This is a genomic window from Enterobacteriaceae endosymbiont of Donacia marginata, from assembly GCF_012567685.1.
Classification (GTDB): Bacteria; Pseudomonadota; Gammaproteobacteria; order Enterobacterales; family Enterobacteriaceae.
Map to the genome: position 1 here is coordinate 202,287 of NZ_CP046184.1, position 24,881 is coordinate 227,167.

Below are 24,881 nucleotides of genomic sequence, written 5' to 3' on the forward strand. Positions count from 1 at the left end.
CAAAGTTTTCAATATTAAGTCCTGTTCTTCCTAATCCAGATATAATTCCAGATGTTACAGTTTCACCTAAACCATATGGATTTCCTATTGCTATTGCATAATCCCCAACTTTTAAATTATCAGAATTAGCTATTTTTAAACTTTTTAAATTTTTTGTTTTATCTTGAATTTTTATTAAAGCAATATCCATTTGTGAATCTTGACCTATAATTTTAGCTTCATAAGTTTTACCATTATTTAATTCGACTGTAATGTAACTAGCATGATTAATAACATGATTATTAGTAACAATTATACCTTCTTTAGAATTTATAATTACACCAGAACCAATTGCATGAAACTTTTGTTCAAGAACATTATTATTATTTCCACAAATAGGAGTATTTTCATATGGTGATCCTTCTTTACATAATGAAAAATGTTCATTCAAATATTCTTGTATTTTAGGAGGTAATCTAAATTGTGATACAAAAGTACTTCCTTGAACATCAATACTTACAACTGAAGGAGTAACTTTTGATAATACTCTTGATAAACTTGGTAATGTATTATTATTGCATTTTTTTATTAAATTAAATGGTAACAATTTTGCATTAACATGTTGTTGTATTGTTATTCCAATAATAAAAAAAAATATATAAAAAAATATTTTAAATTTTTTCATAAAAAATCTCTTAATAGAGTTTAGTTTATTAAAGAAAATTTATATAAAATTATTTAATTTTAATTAAATATCATTTTTAAAATAAATTTTAATTTAAAATTTTTAAAATAATTAAAATATAAATTTTTTTACAAATTATTATACTTAATATAATATAGATTTTATCTTATATAAAGATATAAATATGTATGTTTAATAAATTAAAAATTATTGCAGCAAAATCAGCAATAAAATATATTAAAAATAATAATATTATTGGAATCGGATCAGGAACAACAATATCTCATTTTATTGATATTTTATTTACTGAAAAAAAAAATATTAAAGGTATAGTATCTGCTTCTAAAACTTCTACAAAAAAATTAAAAAAATATAATTTTAATATCTATCAAATTAATAAAATAAAAAAAATTGGAATATATTTTGATAGTGCTGATGAAATTAATAATAAAATGCAAATGATAAAAGGAGGAGGTGCCGCATTAACTAATGAAAAAATTATATCTAGTTTTTCAGATATATTTATTTGTATAATTGATGAATCAAAATATGTAAAAAAATTAGGTATATTACATCCAGTACCAATAGAAATTATACCTTTAGCAGAAAAATTTATTATTAGAAAATTATTACATATAGGAGCAATTGCTAAAAAACGTATAAATACAATTACAGAACATGGAAATATAATATTAGATGTATATAAATTAAATTTACATAAACCTATGAAAATAGAACAATATATAAATAATATTCCTGGTGTTGTAACAGTTGGTTTATTTGCACGACGATGTGCAGACATAGTTATTATAAGTAAAAATAACAATACAATCTCAATAATAAATAAAAAAAAATAAATTTAACTTAATAATTTATTTTAATTATTTAAATTTTAAAATTTTAATACATTATATGAAAATAAAATTTACAAAAATGCATGCATTAGGGAATGATTTTATTATTATAAATAATATAAAAAATATTTTCTTTTTAACAAAAGAAATAATACAAAAATTATCCAATCGATATTTAGGAATAGGATTTGATCAATTATTATTATTAGAATTATCATTAAATAAAAATATTGATTTTCATTATCGAATTTTTAATTCTGATGGTAATGAAGTAGAACAATGTGGTAATGGAGCGCGTTGTATTGCGCTATATTTAAAAATAAAAAAATTAACTTTAAAAAAAAAAATATGTTTAAGTACAAAAAACCGTTTAATATATTTAAAAAATTTAAATAATAATTTAATTTCTGTAAACATGGGTGTTCCTTTATTTAATCCAAAAGAAATTCCATTTATAACTAATAATATTAAAAATACATATAAATTTTATTTTCAAAATAAATATATTTATTTTAATGTTGTTTCGTTAGGAAATCCACATTGTGTTATTCAAGTAAAAGATGTATTAGATACTCCAGTATCATTAATAGGGCCATTTTTTGAAAATCATAAATCATTTCCTAAAAAAATTAATGTAGGTTTTATGGAATATTTAAACATTAATAATATAAAAATAAGAGTATTTGAAAGAGGAGTAGGGGAGACTATGTCTTGTGGATCTGGGGCATGTGCAGCTGTAGCAATAGGGATAAAGAAAAATATTTTATCAAAAAAAGTATATGTACATCTTACTGGAGGAATTATTATGATATCTTGGCAAGGAGGTAATCATGATTTATATATGCAAGGAAGTGCTAATTATGTTTATGATGGTAAAATATCATTATAAGAAATTTTATTTTAATTCTGGTATTTTAGTTAATGAAAAATTTTAATTTGTTAAATAATTTAAATAATAAACAAAAAGAAGTTGTATCTGAAATAAGAAAAAATCTATTAATATTAGCTGGAGCAGGTAGCGGAAAAACACTTGTATTAATTCGTAGAATAGCATGGTTAATTTATAAAGAAAATTGTTCTCCTAAATCTATTTTAGCTATGACGTTTACAAACAAAGCAGCATTAGAATTAAAAAATAGAATTAAATCTTTAATAAAAAACTATCAGAAAAATAATAATATTTGGATAGGTACATTTCATAGTTTTGCTTATTATATATTAAGAATTTATTACTTAGAAGCAGGATTAACTAAAAATTTCCAAATTATAGATACTTTTGATCAAAAAAATTTTATTAAAAAAATTTTAAAAAAATTATCTTTACAAAATAAAAATTTTTCTATAGAAAATATTTTAAAATATATAAATAATTTTAAAAATAATTTTTTTAACAAAAATTATAATTTTTTTAATGAAAATAATTCTTCTTATAATCCAATTTTTTCTAAAATATATGTTGAATATGAAAATTATTGTAAACTAACAGAAGTCATCGATTTTAATGATTTAATATTATATTTATATAAATTATTTTTATATAATCCTAATATATTAAAAATATATCAACAAAGGTTTCAAAATATTTTAATTGATGAATTTCAAGATACAAATGATATACAATATAAATTTATATCTTTATTATATAGTAAATATTATAATACTAAAATTTTTCTTGTCGGTGATGATGATCAATCTATTTATGGATGGAGAGGAGCACAAGTTGAAAATATGCATCGTTTTTTAAAAGATTTTGATAAAGTTAAAATAATTTTATTAGAACAAAATTATCGTTCTACTTCAAATATTTTAGAAGCTGCAAATAAATTAATTTCTTATAATAATACTAGATTAAAAAAAAAATTATGGACTCATGAAAATAATGGAAGACTTATTTATATATATTCTGCATTTAATGAATTTGATGAAGCTAAATATATTGCAAAATATATATGTAAAAATTTTATAAAAAAAAATATAGAATTAAATAATTGTGCAATTCTTTATAGAAATAATTTTCAATCTCGTATTTTAGAAGAAATTATGTTAAAATTTGCTATTCCATATAAAATTTATGGCGGGATTCGTTTTTTTGAACGTCAAGAAATAAAATATATTTTATCATATTTAAGATTAATATCTAATTATAATGACGATAATTCTTTTGAAAGAATTATAAATATACCTAAAAGAAGTATTGGAGAAAAAACATTAAATATAATAAAATATATTTCTAAAAAATATCTATTAACATTATGGGAATCTAGTATTTATTTGTTAGAAAATAAAAAATATTTAAATACTATGTCATTTAATGCATTAAAAAAATTTATTATTTTAATTAAATCTCTAAAAAGTAATATAAAAAATAAACCATTATCAATTATTATTAAAGAAACCATAAAAGATTCTGGATTATGGGAAATGTATAGTAAAAGTTGTTTTAATGAAAAAAATTTTAATAAAATAAATAATTTAAAAGAATTAATTAATGCTGCTGATGATTTTACAAAAAATTCATTAATAAATAAAAATGAATTATTTTATAAAAATATTAAAGAAAATTTATTAATAAATTTTCTTTCACAAGCATTATTATTAACTGAAGATGTTAATTTAAATCAAACAAATCAAAAAATTAATAATTACATACAAATGATGACTATTCATGCATCTAAAGGATTAGAATTTTCTGAAGTATTTATTATAGGAATGGAAGAAGGTATTTTCCCTAATAAAATTTCTTTTATTAATCAAAATATACATGAAGAAAGACGTTTAGCATATGTAGGAATTACTAGAGCGAAAAAAAAACTAACATTAACTTATACAAAAAAACGTTATTTATATGGTAAAGAAATTAATTCAATACCATCCAGATTTATTAATGAATTACCAAAAAATTGTATAAAAAAAATTAGTTATTTAAAAAAAGATAATATTTTATTTACATCAGATCATATTCTAAACGAAAAAAAATATCACATAGGACAAATAGTTTATCATAAAATTTTTGGGAAAGGAATAATTTTAAAAATAGAAATTATTAAAAATAATATAAAATTACAAATTAATTTTAATAATAAAGTAATAAAATGGATAATATCTGATTATATACAAACTTATATATAAGAAATATTTTTATAAAAAAATTTAAAAATATAAATTTATTAAATATTAATCAAAATAATATCCTAATTAGGAGTTATTATGTTAAATGCTTATAAAATATATAACAAACATTTAATTTATATAAAATTAAATAATAATTATAATAATCTTTTAGATGCAATTTGGATTGATTTAATAAAACCTGAAGATAATGAAAGGAAAAAAATTTTTTCTTTATTAGGACAAAATTTAGCTACTAGACCTGAATTAGAAGATATAGAAGCTTCTGCAAGATTTTTTGAAAATAATGAAGGATTACATATCCATTCTTTCTTTTTTTATAAAAATAAAGATGAATATGCAGGAATAACTACTGTTGCATTTACAATAAAAAATGATAGATTATATACTTTAAGAGAAAAAGAATTATCGACTTTCCGTTTATATAGAAAACGTATGTATAATCATAATACCATGATATATGGTAATCCTTACGAATTATTATTAGATATATTTGATACTAAAATTGAACAATTAGCTGATAAAATAGAAAACATATATAGTGATTTAGAATCTTTAAGCTGTATTATTATGAAAAGACATAAAAGTGACCAAGTTGATAATGCACTTTCTACCTTAGCAGAACTAGAAGATATTGGTTGGAAAGTAAGATTATGTTTAATGGATACACAAAGAGCAGTAAATTTTTTAATGAGAAAAACAAGATTACCTAAAATACAAATAGAACAGGCTAGAGAAATATCAAGAGATATTGAATCACTTTTACCTCATAATGAATCATTATTTCAAAAAGTTAATTTCTTAGTCCAAGCTGCAATGGGTTTTATTAATATAGAACAAAATAGAATTATAAAAATTTTTTCATTAGTATCTGTTATTTTTTTACCTCCTACTTTAGTAGCATCTAATTATGGAATGAATTTTTCTTTTTTACCAGAATTAAAATGGAAATATGGTTATTTTTATGCAATAATTATAATGATAATTTCAGCATTAGCTCCTTATTTTTATTTTAAAAGAAAAAAATGGTTATAATATACAAAATATTTTTATTTAAATTTTATTTAATATTTTTTTAAAAAAATATCAAATAATAGAGTGAATTATTTAAAATAATTCACCTATATTATTTCATTATTGAATATTATTAAAATAATTATTTTAATTTAAACTTATAATTATTAAAATTGTTAATTTAATATAATAATTTTAAAAAATATATTAAAAAATAAAAAAAACAATAATAACCTTTTCTATAAATATAATAAAGATATCATTAATAATGATATTAATAAAAATATAATTTTACAAAAATATTATGAATAGTTTTAATTAAAAATTATTTTAAAATTATCATAATTTTTCATCTTATAAAAAGTAATTTTATATATGTAAAAAAATATTTTCGATAAAAAATCATATTTTAGAATATTTTATAATAAAATATATTAGTGTTTTAATATTTATTAATAAATAATATATATTATAAAATTATTTTAAATATTTACTATTATTTATGTTATTACTTAATTTAAAAATAAATTTACATAATAATCTAATTATAAAAATAATTATCATATTATATATATCTTTATATATATAATTATTACTAATATATAAAATAATCTAAAATTTATTTTGTTATCTTATATTCATTATTTGTAATAATAATTACATATCATATTATACTATATTTAAAATTTGAAATTTTCTCTTTTCTTTATTATTTTAATATTAAATTAGATAATAATAGTATTTACGTACTTTTAATAATTTGAATATAAAAAAATATCTTTTTAAATTTTTTTTAATAAAAAATAAATAGTTATTATTAACAATAAATAAAATTTTTTAAAAAATGATTATTTTACAAAAATATTTTTATAAATTATATTTTATATATATTTTTTTACTAACATTAAAATATAATAAATATTATTTTATTAAAATAAGAGATTATAATGAATAATAATTACTTTAAAAAAAATATTTTATACGAAAATATTTTATATATTGAAAAATTATATAAAAATTTTTTAATAAATCCTAATTCTATAGATAAAAAATGGGTTAATATTTTTATAAATATTAGAGAAAAAAATAAATATTTAAATAAAAATAATAAATTTGAAAACGAATATTTTTATAAAAAAATATTTTTAAAAGAAAAAATTAATCAATTAATAAATAATTTTAGAATTTTTGGCCATTATTATTCAAATATAAATCCTTTAATTTTAAATAAAAAAAAAATAAGTAATCTCTTAGAACTAAAAAATTATCAAATTAATGAAAAAGATTTTCAAGAAAAAATAACATTAAATTCATCTTTTAAAAATGAAAAAATAATTAATATTTATAATTTTTTTAAAAAAAAATATTGTAATTCTATAGGTATAGAATATTTTCATTTATTAGAAAATGAAAAACAATGGATAAAAAAAAATATAGAAATAAAAGATTATAATTTAACCCAAATAGAAAAAAAAATATTTTTAGAAGAATTAATTGCTACTGAAATATTTGAAACAAATATAGGAAAAAAATTTCCAGGAGCTAAAAGATTTTCTTTAGAAGGTTGTGATGTTTTAATTCCATTAATAAAAGAAATAATACGTTATTCAGGTAAATTAGAGAATAAAACAAAAAAAATAATTTTTTCTATGGCACATAGAGGAAGATTAAATTTTTTAGTAAATATAATGGGTAAAAAAATTAAAAATATAATAGATGAATTTTTAAATATTTTACCAGAAAAAGATAATATAGATGATGTAAAATATCATTTAGGTTATTCTTCTATTATTGAAATAAATAAAAGAAAAATAGAACTAGAATTAGCATTTAATCCTTCTCATTTAGAAGTTATTAATAGTATCACCATGGGTGTTACTAGATTTAATAATGATTTATTAAAAAAGAAAAATATTAAAAATATTAATATTTTACCTATAAATATACATGGTGATGCATCTTTTAGTGGTCAAGGGATAATACAAGAAATTTTAAATTTATCTCAAACTAGAGGATATAGAGTTAATGGTACTATTCATATTATTATTAATAATCAAATTGGATTTACTATCTCGAAAAATATTGATATGAGATCTAGTTATTATTGTACTGATATAGCAAAAATGATTCAATGTCCTATTTTCCATGTAAATGCAGATGATTTAGAAAGTGTTATTTTTATAATAAGAATAGCTATAAAGTATAGAAATAAATTTCATAAGGATATTTTTATTGATCTTGTGTCTTATAGGAGACATGGACATAATGAAATGGATGATCCTTATATCACTCAACCATTAATGTATAATTATATTAAAAATCATAAAAAAATACAAGATTTATATTTTAATCAATTATTTTTAAAAAATATTATAGATAATGTAGAAAAAAAAAAAATATATCAAAAATATCAAACTTTATTTGATAAAGGAGATGTTTTTATTAAAACATTATTTCCTCTTAAAAAAAAATATAAAAATATAATTTTTAAAAATATAAAAATTAATGAGTTAAAAAAATTACTTTTAAAAATTAGCAGTTTACCTAAAAATTTTAATATTCATCCTATAGTAAAAAAAATTTATTTAAATAGAATTAATATGAGTAAAGAGATAAAAAAAATAGATTGGGGGGCAGCAGAAAATTTAGCATTTGCAAATATTCTAAATCAAGGAATATCTTGTCGTTTTTCAGGAGAAGATGTTAAAAGAGGTACCTTTTCTCATAGACATTCTGTTATATATGATCAAAAAAATGGAGTATCATATACTCCTTTAAATAATATTAATTTACAGCAAGGAATTTTTGATATTTATAATTCTATTTTATCAGAAGAGGCAGTTTTAGGTTTTGAGTATGGTTATTCTTTAAACAATATAAATGGGATAACAATATGGGAAGCACAATTTGGAGATTTTATTAATGGAGCTCAAATTATTATAGATCAATTTATTAGTTCTGGAGAAATAAAATGGAATTATAAAAGTGGATTAATAATTATTCTTCCACATGGATATGAAGGCCAAGGTCCGGAACATTCTTCTGCAAGAATAGAAAGATTTTTACAATTATGTGCAAAAAAAAATATGAAAATTTGTGTTCCTTCTAATGCATCTCAAATGTATCATTTATTATGTGAACAAGCTTTTAATCCTATAAAAAAACCACTTATTATATTTTCTCCAAAATCTCTTTTAAGAAATCCATTAGCATGTTCTTCATTAAAAAATTTTATAAATAATTCTTTTAAATTAGTTATAGATGAATTAAATGCTAAAATTAATATAAAAAATATTCAACGTCTTATTTTTTGTACTGGAAAAATATATTACGATTTATTAGAATATAGAAATCTTATAAAAAATAATAATATTATTATAATTAGAATAGAACAATTATATCCATTTCCAAAAAAAGATTTAAAAAAAATAATTAAGAAATATAAAAAAATAAAATATTTTTGTTGGTGTCAAGAAGAACCTAAAAATCAAGGATCATGGATATATATCCAAAATTGTTTTAAAACTAAATTAAATTTAAACATTAATTATTTTGGAAGAAATAAATCTCCTTCTCCTTCAACAGGATATTTTATTATTCATAAAAAACAACAACAAAAAATAATACATTCTGTTTTTAATATTGATATAAAAAATAAAAAAATTAATTTATAAGGATAAAAAATGGATAATATTAATATTATTGTTCCTGAATTACCGGAATCAATAAATAATGCAATTATAATCCAATGGTATAAAAAACCAGGAGAAGAAGTAAAAATTGATGATATTCTTCTAGAATTAGAAACAGATAAAGTGGTCTTAGAAATACCATCAACTATTAATGGTTTATTAGAAAAAATTTTAGTAAAGGAAGGTGAAAAAGTAAAATCTCAACAAATTATTGGTATTTTAAAAAAAGAAAAAGATTTAAAAGATAAAAAAATTATTAATAATATCAAAGAATCAAAATTTACTAATAATATTAATAATAAAAAAAAAAATTTAAAAAATTTAAATAATTTTAGTCCTTCTGTTAGAAGAAATATTAAAAAAAATAATTTTTCATTAAATGAAATAAATAATTTTAATAATAAAATTAATTTAAATTTAAAAAATTTTGATAATTTAAAAGAAAAAAAAGAAAAAATTTTAAATAATCATAATTTTGAAAAAAAGAAAATGAGTCCAATAAGAAAATATATTTCCAAAAAATTAATGGATTCTAAAAACAATACTGTTATGTTAACAACTTTTAATGAAGTTAATATGAAAGAAATTATTAATATAAAAAATAATTATAAAAATTTCATTTTTGAAAATTATAATATTAAATTAGGATTTACTTCTTTTCATATTAAAGCTGTTACCAAAGCATTACAATCTTTCAAAAAAATTAACGCATTCATTGATGGAGAAGATATTATTTACAATAATTTATATAATATAAATATTGCAATTGCTACAAAAAGAGGATTAATTGCTCCAATTATATATAATACAAATACATTATCACTAATTGATATTGAAAAAAAAATCAAAAAATTAATTATAAAAAGTAATAATAATCAATTATCTATTAAAGATTTAGTTAGTGGAACATTTACCATTACTAATGGAGGAGTTTTTGGTTCTTTAATGTCTACTCCGATTATTAATCCACCACAAAGTGCTATTTTAGGAATGCATGTTATCAAAGAAAGGCCTATTGTTATAGATCATAAAATATGTATCATGCCTATGATGTATTTAGCATTATCATATGATCATCGTTTAATAGATGGAAAAGAAGCTATAGGATTTCTTATGTTAATAAAAACATTATTAGAAGATCCTATAAAATTATTTCTATAAATTTTATTTAATTATTATTAATATTTTATTTTTTAATGATATTAATTATTATTGTAATAAAAATAAATAATTAAAATATTTATAAATTATTTTAAAAAAAAAATTTGTAAATATTTGAATCATATAAGGATTTATAATGTTAAATGTTATTGATTTATCAAGATTACAATTTGCATTAACAGCAATGTACCATTTTATATTTGTACCATTAACATTAGGACTTTCTTTCTTATTAGCGATAATGGAAACGTTGTATATTTTATCTAAAAAAAAAATATATAGAGATATGACCAAATTTTGGGGTAAATTATTTGGAGTAAACTTTGCTTTAGGAATAGTAACAGGATTAACTATGGAATTCCAATTTGGAACAAATTGGTCTTATTATTCTCATTATGTAGGAGATATTTTTGGTGCTCCATTAGCAATAGAAGGTTTAGTAGCTTTTTTTTTAGAATCAACTTTTGTTGGTTTATTTTTTTTAGGTTGGGATCGTTTAAATAAAATACAACATTTATTTGTAACATGGTTTGTAGCTATAGGTTCAAATCTTTCTGCTCTTTGGATTTTAATTGCTAATGGATGGATGCAAAATCCGATTGCATCTTCTTTTAATTATCAAAATATGCGAATGGAAATGAATAATTTTTGGAAATTAATTTTTAATCCTATAGCACAAATAAAATTTTTTCATACTGTAACAGCTGGATATACAACTGGTTCTATATTTATTATTGGAATTAGCTCATATTATATTTTAAAAAAAAGAGATATAGAATTTTCAAAAAAATCTATTATGATTGCTTCTTGTTTCGGTTTATTTTCTATTATTTCGGTAATAATATTAGGTGATGAATCAGGTTATCAATTAAGAAAAACACAAAAAACTAAATTAGCAGCTATTGAGGCTGAATGGGAAACACAAAAACCTCCTGCATCATTTAATATTATATGTTTACCAAATCAAAAAAAAAAATTAAATAAATTTTCTATTAAAATTCCATATATATTAGGTATTATTGCTACCAGATCTACTAATTTACCTATTTTAGGTATAAAAGATTTAATTAAAAATAATGAATTAAAAATTAAAAATGGCTTAAAAGCATTAATTGCACTAGAAAAAATCAAAAATGGAAATTCATATTTAAATAATATAAAAATATTTGAACAAAATAAAAAATATTTAGGATATGGTTTTTTATTTAAACAATATTATCAAGATATTTATCATATAAATAATGAACAAATAAAAAAAGTAGCCAAAATATCTATACCAATAATTAGTCCTTTATTTTTTTCCTTTAGAATTATGGTTTTATCAAGTTTGATTTTACTTATTATATTAATAATAGTTTTCTTTTTTACTCTTGTAAGAGATAGTATTGAAAAAAAAAAATATCTATTAAAAACATGTTTATATATAATTCCTTTACCATGGATTGCATCGGAATCAGGATGGTTTGTTGCTGAATATGGTAGACAACCATGGGCAATAAAAGATATATTACCTACATATATGGCAGGTTCTTCTTTAGAACTTACAGAAGTATTATTTTCAATAATAACAATTTTTGTTTTTTATACAATTTTATTAATAATAGAATTATATCTAATATATAAAATATCTAGTGTAGGGCCAAGTATTTTAAAAACTGGAAAATATTTTTTTGAAAAAAATACTTTACAAAAAAATATTTTAAAAAAAAATAATTAGGTTATTTAAATGTTGAATTACGAATTTTTATGTTTAATTTGGTCAATAATAATTGGTGTATTAATTACAGGATTTCTAATTACTGATGGATTAGATATGGGAGTTGGTATTTTATTATTTATAATAGGTAAAAATAATATTGAACGTAGAATAATGATAAATACTATTGCTCCTCATTGGGATGGAAATCAAGTATGGTTAATTACAACTGGAGGAGCATTATTTGCTGCATGGCCTATTGTTTATGCAACAATATTTTCTCATTTTTATATAATGATGATACTATTATTATTATCATTATTTTTACGACCTGTAGGTTTTGAATATCGTTCAAAAATTAAAAATAAAATATGGCAAAAAATTTGTGATTTATGTATTTCAATAGGAAGTATAATTCCCCCAGCAATTTTAGGACTAATATTAAGTAATATATTAGAAGGAATCCCATTTTATATTGATAAATATCATCATATATATTCTCAAAAACATTTTTTAAAATCATTTAATTTATCTAGTTTTATTATTAGTTTTACAACTATAATTTTAATTATAAATCACGCTGCATCTTATTTACAAATAAGAATAAAAGATTCTAATCTTAATAATAGATTACAAAAAGTATTAAAATTATCTTCTATATTATTAGTAATATTTGTTCTTTTATCATTTATAAATATTTTATTTTTTATGAAAGGATATAAAATTAATTATTTTATTAATAAAAAAACAAATATTTCTTACGTAAAAGATTATAATATTTTTCATCAAAGAAAAGCATGGATGTCTAATTTTCAAAATTATAAATATTTATATTTAATACCTTTATTAAGTATAATTTTACCATTTTTAACACTGTTATCATCTATATATAAAAAATTATTATTAACATTAATATGTTCTTCTTTTACTATTATTAGTATAATCTTAAATATTGGAATTATAATGTTTCCTTTTATTCTCCCTTCAAATATAAAATATTATCAAAGTTTAACTATTTGGAATGCGACATCAAGTCAATTAACATTAAATATAATGTTATATATAGTTATTGTATTTATGCCTATTGTATTGTTTTATACTTTTTGGTGTTATAAAAAAATGTTTTTTTATCTTAATAAAAAAAAGATCAAAAAAAAATCTGATTTTTACTATTAAAATAAAATAATTATAAATTTTTAATAAATGGATAATAAAAAATGTGGTATTTAATATGGTTATTAATAATGTTATTTACGTGTAGTTTTACCATTTTAATAATTTTAAAAAAAGAATTTAAAAAATAAATATTTAAAATTATTTAATTATAAAATATCAAATAAAATAGGTAATTTATTTTTAAATAAATATGTTATAATATAATAAAATTTTTTATTTTATATATTTAAAACTTAAAAATATTAAAATAATTTATTTATATAAAATATTTATTAAAATTAATTGACTTAAAATGGATTTTTTTTATATTTTAAATATAAAATTATTATATACTTAATAAAAAATGAACCATTTAAATCAATATAACGCAGATTCAATAGAAGTTTTAGAAGGATTAGATCCTGTAAGACGTAGACCTGGTATGTATACTGATCTTACTAGACCTAATCATTTAGCTCAAGAAGTCATAGATAATAGTGTAGATGAAGCATTAGCTGGTTATGCTAAAAATATTTTTGTAACTTTACATAAAGATCAATCATTAGAAGTTATTGATGATGGTAGAGGAATGCCTACTGATATACATTCTAGAGAAGGTATCCCAGCTATTGAACTTATCTTATGTCGATTACATGCTGGGGGTAAATTTTCTAATAAAAATTATCATTTTTCTGGAGGATTACATGGTGTAGGTATTTCTGTAGTTAATGCATTATCAAAAAAAATGGAAGTTAGTATTTTTCGTAAAAATAAAGTTTATAAAATAGTTTTTGAAAATGGATATAAAACTCAAAATCTTTCATTTTATGAAAATATGGATAATCAAAAAACTGGAACTAAAATTAGGTTTTGGCCTAATAAAAAATTTTTTGAACATCATACTTTTTTAATTTCTAATTTAATTAATTTATTAAAAGCAAAAGCAGTTTTATGCTCAAATTTAAAAGTATGTTTTACAAATAAAAATACTAAAGATTATTATTGTTGGATTTATAAAAAAGGATTATCAGAATATTTAATCAATTCAGTAAAAAACGTAATTACAATACCAAATCTACCTTTTATCGGAGAATATTTTAATGATACTAAACATTTAAACTGGGCATTATTTTGGATTCCAGAAAATAATAATAATATTATTACTGAAAGTTATGTTAATTTAATTCCTACTACATATGGAGGTACACATGTAAATGGATTACGGTTAGGGTTATTAGATGCAATACGTCATTTTTGTAATTTTCACAATATGTTACCTAGAAATATAAAATTATTAGGAGAAGATATTTGGTATCAATGTTCTTACGTATTATCTATTAAAATTCAAGATCCTCAATTTACAGGTCAAACAAAAGAACGTTTATCTTCTAGACAATGTACTATATTTGTTGCAAACATAGTAAGAGATTCTTTTATTCTTTGGTTAAATCAAAACTTTAAAATTAGTTCTATTTTAATTGATCTTTTTATTACAAATGCTCAAAAACGTATTAGAGAATCTAAAAAATTTATTAAAAAAAAAAATTACAACACAAACTCAATTTTACCAAATAAATTATCCGATTGTATTATTAATAATAAAAAAGAAACAGAACTTTTTTTAGTAGAAGGTGATTCCGCAGGAGGATCAGCAAAACAAGCAAGAAATAAAAATTTTCAAGCTGTAATGCCATTAAAAGGAAAAATTTTAAATACATGGGAAATAAATTCTGAAGAAATTTTATCCTCACAAGAAATATATGATATTTCTTTAGCAATAGGTATTTATCCTAATAATGAAGATTTAAAAAAATTAAGATACAATAAAATTTGTATTTTAGCAGATGCAGATTCAGATGGATTACATATTGCTACTTTGTTATGTGCTTTATTTATAAAACATTTTTTACCATTAGTAAAAAATGGACATATTTATGTTGCAATGCCTCCTTTATATCGAATAGATTTAGGGAAAAAAATTTTTTATGCTTTAGATGAAAATGAAAAAAATAAAATTTTAAAACAAAATTATCTTAAAAAAGATCAACAAAAAATAAATGTACAAAGATTTAAAGGATTAGGTGAAATGAATCCAACCCAATTAAGAGAAACAACTTTTAATCCTAATAGTCGTCGATTAATACAATTAGTATTAAATAATAATGAAAAAGAAATTCAAAAAACATTTTCTCTAATGGATATGTTATTAGCTAAAAAAAGAGCAGAAGATCGTCGTAAATGGCTACAAAAAAAAGGTGATATTACAACAATAATCAGTATTTAAATAATTAAAAATTAAAAAAAATTATCTATCTATAATATTTGAATAAATTTTAATAAATAAATTATTTTATTATAAAATAGTTAAAATTCAATTATATATTATATAATTTTTTATCAAAATAAGGAATAATGACCATGTCAGATAATTATATTTTTTATAATGACGTGGATCCAATTGAAACAAATGATTGGATACAATCTATAGAATCTGTAATAAAAGAAGAAGGAATTGAAAGAGCTAAATTTTTATTAAAAAAAACTATAATACATCTTAATAAATATGGAATTAATTTTAATCTACATAATAATAATTATGTAAATTCTATTTCTAGAGAACAAGATAATATTTATCCTGGAAATTTAATTTTAGAAGAAAAAATAAGATCTATCATTAGATGGAATTCAATAATGATTATTTTAAGAGCTTCTAAAAAAAATTTAGATTTAGGTGGTCATATTGCTTCTTATCAATCAGCTTCATATATATATGAAGTTTGTTTTAATCATTTTTTTAAAGCATATAATAATCAAAATAATGGAGATATTATTTATTTTCAAGGACATATTTCTCCTGGAATATATGCTAGATCCTTTGTTGAAGGACGTATCAGTGTTAATCATTTAAATAATTTCCGTCAAGAAGTTTTTGGTAGCGGATTATCATCATATCCTCATCCTAAACTTATGCCTAATTTTTGGCAATTTCCTACTGTTTCTATGGGATTAGGACCAATAGCTGCAATATACCAAGCTAAATTTATTAAATATTTAGAAAACAGAGAATTACAAAAAAAAACAAATAGAAAAATTTTTGCATTTTTAGGTGATGGAGAAATGGATGAACCAGAATCTAAAGGAGTTTTAAATATAGCTGCAAGAGAAAAATTAGATAATTTAATTTTTGTAATAAACTGTAATTTACAAAGATTAGATGGTCCCGTGTATGGTAATGGAAAAATTATTAATGAATTAGAGAGTATTTTTAAAGGAGCTGGGTGGGAAGTTATTAAAGTTATTTGGGGTAATACTTGGGAAAATTTGTTATTAAAAGATAAAACTGGCAAACTCATTGAATTAATGAATAATACTTTAGATGGAGATTTTCAAAATTTTAATTCTAAGAATGGATCTTATATTAGAAAAAATTTTTTTGGAAAATTTCCAGAAACATTAGAACTTGTTAAAGATCTCTCTGATCAAGAAATAGAAAAATTAAGTTATGGAGGACATGATCCTAAAAAAATTTATACAGCTTTTAAAAAAGCTTATAAAATAAAAAATAAACCTATAGTAATATTATTTCATACAATAAAAGGTTTTGGTTTAGGGAAAATAGCTGAAAGCAAAAATATTGCTCATCAAATTAAAAAAATTGATATTAATACAATAAAATATATACGTGATAATTTACATATTCCTATTAATGACAAAGATTTATATAAATTACCTTATTTATCTTTTAAGAAAAATTCTTTAGAATTTAAATATTTACATAATCAACGTAAAAAATTAGGCGGATATGTTCCATATCGAAGAATTAATTTTACAGAAAAATTAGTTTTACCTAAATTAGAAGATTTTAATATTTTATTTAAAAAACAAAATAAAATATCTACAACAATTATATTTGTACGTATATTAAATATATTACTTAGAAATAAAAATATTAGTAGTAGAATAGTACCAATAATAGCTGATGAAGCTCGTACATTTGGAATGGAAGGATTATTTAGACAAATAGGAATATATAACTCAAATGGATTAAAATATACCCCTCAAGATAAATCTCTATTAACATATTATAAAGAAGATATTAAAGGACAAATTTTACAAGAAGGAATAAATGAATCTGGAGCATTTGCATCATGGTTAGCGGCTGCTACTTCTTATTCTACAAATAATCTTCCTATGATCCCATTTTATATTTATTATTCTATATTTGGTTTCCAAAGAATTGGAGATTTTTGTTGGGCTGCTGGAGATCAACAAGCTAGAGGTTTTTTAATTGGAGCAACTTCAGGACGTACTACTTTAAATGGAGAGGGATTACAACATGAAGATGGACATAGCCATATTCATTCATTAACCATTCCTAATTGTATTTCATATGATCCTACCTATGCATATGAATTAGCTGTTATTATACATAATGGTTTAAAAAGAATGTATGGTAAAAAACAAGAAAATATATATTATTATATAACAACTATGAATGAATTTTACGATATGCCAGAAATAAATATAAAAAATATAAATGGAATTTGCAAAGGTATATATAAAATTTATTCTAATAAAAATATTATAAATAAAATTACTATACAATTATTAGGTTCAGGAGCAATATTACGTAATATGTTTAAGGCTGCGAATATATTATATTATGAATATAATATTAATTCAGATATTTTTAGTGTAACTTCTTTTACTGAAATTGCTAGAGAAGGACAAGATTGTGATCATTGGAATCTATTACATCCTTTTGAAAAACGTCGTATTCCCTATATTACAAATATAATGAAAAATTATCCAACAGTAGCTGCTACAGATTATATGAAACTTTTTGCAGAACAAATTCGTAAATATGTCCCCACTAATAATTATTTTGTTTTAGGTACTGATGGTTATGGACGTTCTGATAGTCGTCAAAATTTACGTGATTTTTTTGAAATTAATGAATTATATATAGTACTTGCGGTGTTAAATATATTATTAGATTTAAATTTAATTACTTTAAAAAAAATTTTACGTTTTATTAAAAAATATAAAATTAATATAAATAAAAATAATCCTAGAACTTCATGAAAAAGGGATAATATGTATAAAAAAATAAAATTTCCTGATACAGGAATAGAGGAGATGAAGATTACTGATATTTTAGTAAAGGAAGGAGACGAAATTTTAGAAGAACAATCAATTATGACCGTAGAAAGCGATAAAACATCTATAGAAATTCCTTCTACACAAAAAGGGATAATTAAAAAAATTTTTATATCTATAGGGAATAAAATACGTAAAGGAGATATAATATTAGAAATATTAAATAATGAAAAAAATAATTTAATTATTGATTCTAACAAAATATTAGAAAACAACAAAATAGAATTAGATAAGTTAAACTTTTTTAATAAAAATAATCAAGAAATAAAAGAATCTAAAATTTTAGAGAAAAAAAATAATATTATTAGAAATAATAATCTTGAAAAAAATAAAATTTTAAATATAGAAAAAAAAAATTATATATATGCTTCACCTATTATCAGAAAGATGGCAAGAAAATTAAATATTAATTTAGAAAATATAAAAGGAAGTGGTTTAAAAAATAGAATTACTAAAGAAGATATATTAAAATATTTTGATAAAAATAAAAAATTAGATAATAATAATTTTGAAAAATTTTCATCAATTTATACAAAATTTGGATCTTGTGAAAAAATTATTTTAAATAATATACAAAAAACTACTAGTAAAAATTTATCTAATAATTGGAAAAATATTCCTCATGTTACACAACATATTGAAACTGATATTACAGAATTAGAGAAATTTAGAATTAAAAAAAATAATGAATTTCATAAACAACAAAAAAATATAAAGTTAACTTTATTAAGTTTTATAATAAAAATATGTGCACATGCATTAAAAAAATATCCTAATTTTAATTCTTCTTTATCTGATTTAAACCAAAATTTAATAATAAAAAAATATTTTAATATTGGAATTGCTATTGATACAAAAAGAGGTTTATTAGTACCTGTAATCTTTGATGTTTTAAATAAAAGTATTAATGATGTATCTAAAATATTACTTGATTTAGCTAATAAAGCAAAAAAAAATAAATTACATCCTCTTGATATGCAAGGAGGTTGTTTTACAATTTCTAATTTAGGACAATTTAAAGGTAGTTTTTTTACACCAATAATTAATGCACCAGAAGTAGCAATTCTAGGTATATCACAAGCTAATATAAAACCAATATGGAATAAAAATAATAATAAATTTATTCCAAAATTAATGTTACCATTATCATTATCTTATGATCATAGAGTAATTAATGGAGTTGAAGGTATTAATTTTTTAAATTATATTTGTATGTTAATATCTGATATTAGAAATATATTAATATAACTTTTTTTATAAATTCAAACATATTAATTATTAATTAATAGAGATTATATCATGAATAATGTAATAAAAACTCAAGTTGTTGTAATTGGGGGAGGACCTGCAGGATATTCTGCAGCTTTTCGTTGTAGTGATTTAGGATTAAAAACAATAATAGTTGAAAATTATAAAAATTTAGGTGGAGTTTGTTTAAATGTAGGGTGTATTCCTTCTAAAACATTATTACATATTGCAAAAATTATCAAAGAAAATCAAAATTTATTAAAAAATGGAATTTTTAACAATATCCCTGAAATTAATATTAATAATATTATTAAATTTAAATATAATATTATTAATAAACTAACTAATGGGTTAAATTTTCTTTCAAAAAAACGTAATGTAGATATTATAAATGGAATGGGATTTTTTGAAACAGAAAATAGTTTAAATATTATTAATTATGATAGTAAAACTCTTAAAATTTTATTTGAAAATGCAATAATAGCAACTGGCTCACATCCTATTAAATTACCATTTATTCCTTATGAAGATCATAGGATCTGGAATTCTACAGATGCATTATTTTTAAAAAAAATTCCTAAAAAAATGCTGATTGTAGGAAGTGGTATTATTGGTTTAGAAATGGCAACAATTTATCAATCTTTTGGATCTAAAATAGATATAGTAGATATTTCAAATAATTTTTTACCAGAAGTTGATGATGATATTATGCAGGTATATAAAAAAAATATACAAAATAAATTTAATATATTATTAGGTACTAAAGTACTATCAATAGATAGTAATAATTTATTACAAGTTCATATGACTGATAATAATAAATCTATTTATTCAAAACAATATGATAATATTATTATTGCTATAGGTAGAAAACCTAACTCTAATTATATTAATAAAAAATTTAATAAAATTAAAATTAATAATTATGGGTTTATTAATGTAGATAATCAAATGAGAACTAATATTCCTAATATATATGCAATAGGTGATGTTGTTGGAAATCCTATGCTTGCACATAAAGGTATTCATGAAGGACATTTAGCTGCAGAAGTTATTGCTGGGAAAAATCATTACTTTATTCCTAAAGTTATCCCATCAATAGCTTATACTAATCCAGAAATAGCTTGGGTAGGTATAACAGAAAAAAAAGCTATAAAAAATAATATCAATTATAAAATTGCTTCTTTCCCTTGGAATTCATTAGGAAGAGCAGTTTCCTCTAATGAGGAAGATGGATTAACTAAATTAATTGTAGAGAAAAATTCTAATAGAATTATAGGAGGTAGTATTATTGGATATAATGCAGGAGAATTATTAGGTGAAATAAGTTTAGCTATTGAAATGGGTTGTGATATAGAAGATATTGCACTTACCATTCATGCACATCCAACTTTTTATGAATCTATAGGTATAGCTGCAGAAATATATACAGGATCAGTAACAGATATTATTAATATTAATAAATAATTTTTATTATAAAAATTTTATTTTTGAAATTACATTTCAAAAGAATAATTTAATTTTTTATTAAAATATTTTATATAGTAAAGATATTTTTAATTTTAAATTAAATTTTTATTTTAAAAAATAAAAATTTTTTTTATTATTTTATAATATATTTTATATAAAATATATAAATCATTTATATTAACATGTTCATTAATCTTATGAATAGTTGAATTAATTAAACCTAATTCAACAATTTGTGCTTTTGTTTTTATTATAAAACGCCCATCAGAAGTCCCTCCATTATTAATTAATGTGGGATATATATGATTAATTGAATAAATACTTTTTTTGACTATTTCTATTAAATTTTTTTCTTTTATATAATTTTTTGAAGTACTTAAAAATGGTAATCCTGATAATTCCCATTTAATTTCATATTTTATTATATATTTTCTTATAATATTATTAAAAGTTTTTAATATATTTTGATAGCATATTTCATTATTAAATCGAAAATTTATAAATATAATAATATTTCCTGGTATAATATTATTATTTTTAATATCTGAACTAATTCTTGTTATTTGCATACTAGTTTCTGGAAATAAATTATTTTTTTTACTCCAATTAATTAATATTAATTTATGAAGTAAAGGGATAACCATATGAATAGGATTTTTTGCTAAATTATGATATGCAACATGTCCTTGTATACCTATTATTTTTAATTTAATATTTAATGACCCTCTTCTTCCATTTTTAATATTATCTCCAATAATTTTATTACTTGTAGGTTCACCTAAAATACAAAAATCTAATTTTTCTTTTTTTTCTAATAAATGATTTATAATTTTAATAGTACCATTTGTTGCATTACCTTCTTCATCTGAAGTAATAAGAAAAGCTATACGCCCATTATAATCATGATATTTTGTAATAAATTTTTTAGCCGCAAAAATCATTGCGGCTAAAGAACCTTTCATATCACAAACTCCTCTACCGTATAAAATATTTTTATCTAAAATAGCCTTAAAAGGATCAAATTTCCATTTAGTAACTTCCCCAGGAGGAACTACATCTGTATGTCCAGCAAAAACTAAAGTATTATACATAATTTTATGATTATTATGTATTGCCCAAAAATTATTTGTATCTTTAATATTTATTAAATTTATATTAAAATTTAATTTTTTTAAAAGTTTAATCAAAATATTTTGACATCCTGCATCATCAGGACTAATAGAATGACATTTAATAAGTTGTCTAGTTAAATTAACAATTTTTTTTAACATATAAAATTTTACTTTAAATTAAAATATTAATATGGTTTGTTTTGTAAAGCTAATAAAAATACTTCTTCAATATTTTTTACTGTTAAAATTTTTAAATCTGTAATAATATTTTTTGGTATATCTTCTAAATTTTTTTTATTTTGTTCCGGAATTAAAACTATATTAATACCTCCTCTATGAGCAGCTAATAATTTTTCTTTTAACCCCCCGATAGCTAATACTTGACCTCTTAAAGTAATTTCTCCAGTCATAGCTAAATTAGCTTTTACAGGATTATTAGTTAAACTAGATACAAGTACTGTACACATAGATATACCTGCACTAGGTCCATCTTTTGGGGTAGCTCCTTCAGGAACATGTATATGAATATCTATGTTTTTATAAAATTCAATATTAATATTTAATTTTTTTGTCCTTGCTTTTACTACAGTTAAAGCTGTTTGTATTGATTCTTGCATAACTTCTCCAAGAGATCCTGTATATGTTAATTTCCCTTTACCTGGTATACATACAGCCTCAATAGTTAATAATTCTCCTCCAACTTCTGTCCATGCTAAGCCAGTAACTTGCCCTATTAAATTTTCATTTTCTGCTTTACCATAATCAAATTTTTTTACACCTAAATATTTTTTTAAATTCAAACAATCTATTTTAATAGATTTAATATTTTTTTCTATTAAAATAGCTTTGACAGTTTTTCTACATAATGTAGACAAAACTCTTTCTAATCCTCTAACTCCTGATTCTCTAGTATAATACCGAATTATATCTATAATAGCTCTATCATTAATAATTAATTCTTTTTCTTTTAAAGCATTACGATTAAACTGTTTTGGTAATAAATATTTTTTTGCTATATTTAATTTTTCGTCTTCTGTATAACCTGTAATTTTAATAACTTCCATTCTATCGAGAAGAGGTAATGGTATATGTATCGAAGAATTTGACGTTGCTACAAACATAACATTAGATAAATCATAATCTATTTCAAGATAATGATCATTAAAAGCAATATTTTGTTCTGGATCTAAAACTTCTAATAAGGCTGCTGCAGGATCTCCTCTCATATCATATGATATTTTATCAATTTCATCTAATAATAATAATGGGTTTTTTACTCCTGCTTTTACCATTTTTTGAATAATTTTCCCAGGCATAGAACCAATATATGTTCTACGATGGCCTCTAATTTCTCCTTCATCTTTAATACCTCCTAATGCAATTTTAATAAATTTACGTCCTGTAGCTCTTGCAATAGATTTTCCTAAAGAAGTTTTTCCTACACCTGGAGGTCCTACTAAACATAAGATAGGTCCTCTAATTTTATTAGATCTGTTTTGAACAGCTAAATATTCTAAAATATGTTCTTTAACAGATTCTAACCCAAAATGATCTTTATCTAAGATTTTCTTTGCTTTATATAATTTTTTTTTTAATCTACTTTTTATATTCCATGGTATTTGTATCATCCATTCTATATATCCTCGTACTACTGTTGCTTCTGCAGACATAGGAGACATCATTTTTAATTTTCTTAATTCAGAATATGTTTTTTCCTTTGCTTCTTTAGGCATTTTTGCTAATTTTATTTTTTTTTTTAAAATTTCATTTTCATTAGGATGTTCATCTATTTCTCCTAATTCTTTCTGAATAGCTTTCATTTGTTCATTTAAATAATATTCTTTTTGGCTTTTCTCCATTTGATTTTTAACTCTATTACGAATTTTTTTTTCTATTTGTAATAAATCAATTTCAGATTCCATAATAGCCATTAAATATTCTAATCTTTCATTAATATTAGACATTTCTAATATTAATTGCTTATTAGATAATTTTAAAGGAAGATGTGCTGCTATAGTATCTGCTAATTTAGCAGCTTCATTAATATTATTTAATGAATTTAATACTTCTGGAGGAATTTTTTTATTTAATTTTGTATATCGTTCAAATTGATTAATAGATGTTCTTATTAAAATTTCCTGTTCTTTAGTTTTAAGAATTGGAGAAGATAAATATTCTATTTGTGCTGTAAAATAACTATCACTATCAAATACAATAGTTAATTTTGCTCTTTGTAATCCCTCTACTAAAATTTTAACAGTACCATCAGGTAATTTTAACATTTGTAAAATAGAAGTAATTGTCCCAACAGTAAATAAATCATTTAAACTAGGATTATCATTAGATGCATCTTTTTGTGCAACTAACATAACTTTTTTATCATTATTCATAGCAGCTTCTAAACAACGAATAGATTTATCTCTTCCAATAAATAAAGGAATTACCATATGTGGATATACAACAACATCACGTAATGGTAAAACAGGAATTATAATTTTTTCTGAATGCTCAGAATTCATACATTTC

15 protein-coding genes are annotated in these 24,881 nt (G+C 20.4%); 12 read left to right on the top strand and 3 right to left on the bottom strand.

Annotation, left to right across the window (positions count from 1 at the left end; genetic code table 11):
* A partial coding sequence (locus GJU04_RS00985) for a trypsin-like peptidase domain-containing protein (RefSeq protein ID WP_168893045.1) occupies window positions 1-664 on the bottom strand: 664 nt, incomplete at its 3' end.
* 188 nt (window positions 665-852) lie between these two features.
* Between GJU04_RS00985 and rpiA the strand changes: the two genes are divergently transcribed.
* From rpiA to lpdA, 12 genes are all read left to right on the top strand, one after another.
* The gene (gene rpiA, locus GJU04_RS00990) at window positions 853-1,521 is read left to right on the top strand and encodes a ribose-5-phosphate isomerase RpiA (protein WP_168893046.1); all 669 of its coding nucleotides are present in this window, start codon (window positions 853-855) and stop codon (window positions 1,519-1,521) included.
* A 61-nt stretch (window positions 1,522-1,582) separates the two neighbouring features.
* Window positions 1,583-2,407, top strand: a complete 825-nt coding sequence (gene dapF, locus GJU04_RS00995; RefSeq protein WP_168893276.1) for a diaminopimelate epimerase — start codon at window positions 1,583-1,585, stop codon at window positions 2,405-2,407.
* Window positions 2,408-2,439: 32 nt separating this feature from the next.
* The gene (locus tag GJU04_RS01000; protein ID WP_168893047.1) at window positions 2,440-4,647 is read left to right on the top strand and encodes a UvrD-helicase domain-containing protein; all 2,208 of its coding nucleotides are present in this window, start codon (window positions 2,440-2,442) and stop codon (window positions 4,645-4,647) included.
* Window positions 4,648-4,725: 78 nt separating this feature from the next.
* Window positions 4,726-5,682: a magnesium/cobalt transporter CorA gene (corA, locus tag GJU04_RS01005; protein ID WP_168893048.1), complete on the top strand. Its 957-nt coding sequence runs from the start codon at window positions 4,726-4,728 to the stop codon at window positions 5,680-5,682.
* A gap of 926 nt (window positions 5,683-6,608) precedes the next feature.
* Window positions 6,609-9,335 (top strand): 2-oxoglutarate dehydrogenase E1 component, encoded by a 2,727-nt coding sequence (locus GJU04_RS01010; RefSeq protein ID WP_168893049.1) that lies wholly within the window; start codon window positions 6,609-6,611, stop codon window positions 9,333-9,335.
* Window positions 9,336-9,344: 9 nt separating this feature from the next.
* Complete coding sequence (gene sucB, locus GJU04_RS01015; protein WP_168893050.1) at window positions 9,345-10,514, top strand: dihydrolipoyllysine-residue succinyltransferase; 1,170 nt, start codon at window positions 9,345-9,347, stop codon at window positions 10,512-10,514.
* Between the two features lie 136 nt (window positions 10,515-10,650).
* Window positions 10,651-12,231 carry a cytochrome ubiquinol oxidase subunit I gene (locus tag GJU04_RS01020; protein WP_168893051.1) on the top strand — a complete coding sequence of 527 codons (1,581 nt, stop codon included), beginning with the start codon at window positions 10,651-10,653 and terminating at the stop codon, window positions 12,229-12,231.
* A 9-nt stretch (window positions 12,232-12,240) separates the two neighbouring features.
* Window positions 12,241-13,386, top strand: coding sequence for a cytochrome d ubiquinol oxidase subunit II (cydB, locus tag GJU04_RS01025; RefSeq protein ID WP_168893052.1), 1,146 nt, complete (start codon window positions 12,241-12,243; stop codon window positions 13,384-13,386).
* 343 nt (window positions 13,387-13,729) lie between these two features.
* Window positions 13,730-15,649: a DNA topoisomerase IV subunit B gene (gene parE / locus GJU04_RS01030; RefSeq protein ID WP_168893053.1), complete on the top strand. Its 1,920-nt coding sequence runs from the start codon at window positions 13,730-13,732 to the stop codon at window positions 15,647-15,649.
* A 134-nt stretch (window positions 15,650-15,783) separates the two neighbouring features.
* A complete protein-coding gene (aceE, locus tag GJU04_RS01035; RefSeq protein WP_168893054.1) occupies window positions 15,784-18,450 on the top strand; it encodes a pyruvate dehydrogenase (acetyl-transferring), homodimeric type in 2,667 nt (888 codons plus the stop codon).
* Window positions 18,451-18,462: 12 nt separating this feature from the next.
* Complete coding sequence (locus GJU04_RS01040) at window positions 18,463-19,773, top strand: 2-oxo acid dehydrogenase subunit E2 (protein WP_168893055.1); 1,311 nt, start codon at window positions 18,463-18,465, stop codon at window positions 19,771-19,773.
* Window positions 19,774-19,824: 51 nt separating this feature from the next.
* Window positions 19,825-21,240, top strand: coding sequence for a dihydrolipoyl dehydrogenase (lpdA, locus tag GJU04_RS01045; RefSeq protein WP_168893056.1), 1,416 nt, complete (start codon window positions 19,825-19,827; stop codon window positions 21,238-21,240).
* A gap of 113 nt (window positions 21,241-21,353) precedes the next feature.
* Here the strand turns inward: lpdA and dapE are convergent, their stop codons facing one another.
* Window positions 21,354-22,514, bottom strand: coding sequence for a succinyl-diaminopimelate desuccinylase (dapE, locus tag GJU04_RS01050; RefSeq protein ID WP_168893057.1), 1,161 nt, complete (start codon window positions 22,512-22,514; stop codon window positions 21,354-21,356).
* A gap of 26 nt (window positions 22,515-22,540) precedes the next feature.
* A complete protein-coding gene (gene lon / locus GJU04_RS01055) occupies window positions 22,541-24,874 on the bottom strand; it encodes an endopeptidase La (protein ID WP_168893058.1) in 2,334 nt (777 codons plus the stop codon).
* Window positions 24,875-24,881 lie beyond the last annotated feature (7 nt).

Bases quoted from the DNA above. Each gene is read 5' to 3' on its own strand.
- GJU04_RS01010 (WP_168893049.1), top strand. From the start codon at position 6,609: ATGAATAATAATTACTTTAAAAAAAATATTTTATACGAAAATATTTTA.
- lpdA (WP_168893056.1), top strand. From the start codon at position 19,825: ATGAATAATGTAATAAAAACTCAAGTTGTTGTAATTGGGGGAGGACCT.
- corA (WP_168893048.1), top strand. From the start codon at position 4,726: ATGTTAAATGCTTATAAAATATATAACAAACATTTAATTTATATAAAA.
- aceE (WP_168893054.1), top strand. From the start codon at position 15,784: ATGTCAGATAATTATATTTTTTATAATGACGTGGATCCAATTGAAACA.
- parE (WP_168893053.1), top strand. From the start codon at position 13,730: ATGAACCATTTAAATCAATATAACGCAGATTCAATAGAAGTTTTAGAA.
- dapE (WP_168893057.1), bottom strand. From the start codon at position 22,514: ATGTTAAAAAAAATTGTTAATTTAACTAGACAACTTATTAAATGTCAT.
- rpiA (WP_168893046.1), top strand. From the start codon at position 853: ATGTTTAATAAATTAAAAATTATTGCAGCAAAATCAGCAATAAAATAT.
- GJU04_RS01040 (WP_168893055.1), top strand. From the start codon at position 18,463: ATGTATAAAAAAATAAAATTTCCTGATACAGGAATAGAGGAGATGAAG.
- lon (WP_168893058.1), bottom strand. From the start codon at position 24,874: ATGAATTCTGAGCATTCAGAAAAAATTATAATTCCTGTTTTACCATTA.
- GJU04_RS01020 (WP_168893051.1), top strand. From the start codon at position 10,651: ATGTTAAATGTTATTGATTTATCAAGATTACAATTTGCATTAACAGCA.
- cydB (WP_168893052.1), top strand. From the start codon at position 12,241: ATGTTGAATTACGAATTTTTATGTTTAATTTGGTCAATAATAATTGGT.
- GJU04_RS01000 (WP_168893047.1), top strand. From the start codon at position 2,440: ATGAAAAATTTTAATTTGTTAAATAATTTAAATAATAAACAAAAAGAA.
- sucB (WP_168893050.1), top strand. From the start codon at position 9,345: ATGGATAATATTAATATTATTGTTCCTGAATTACCGGAATCAATAAAT.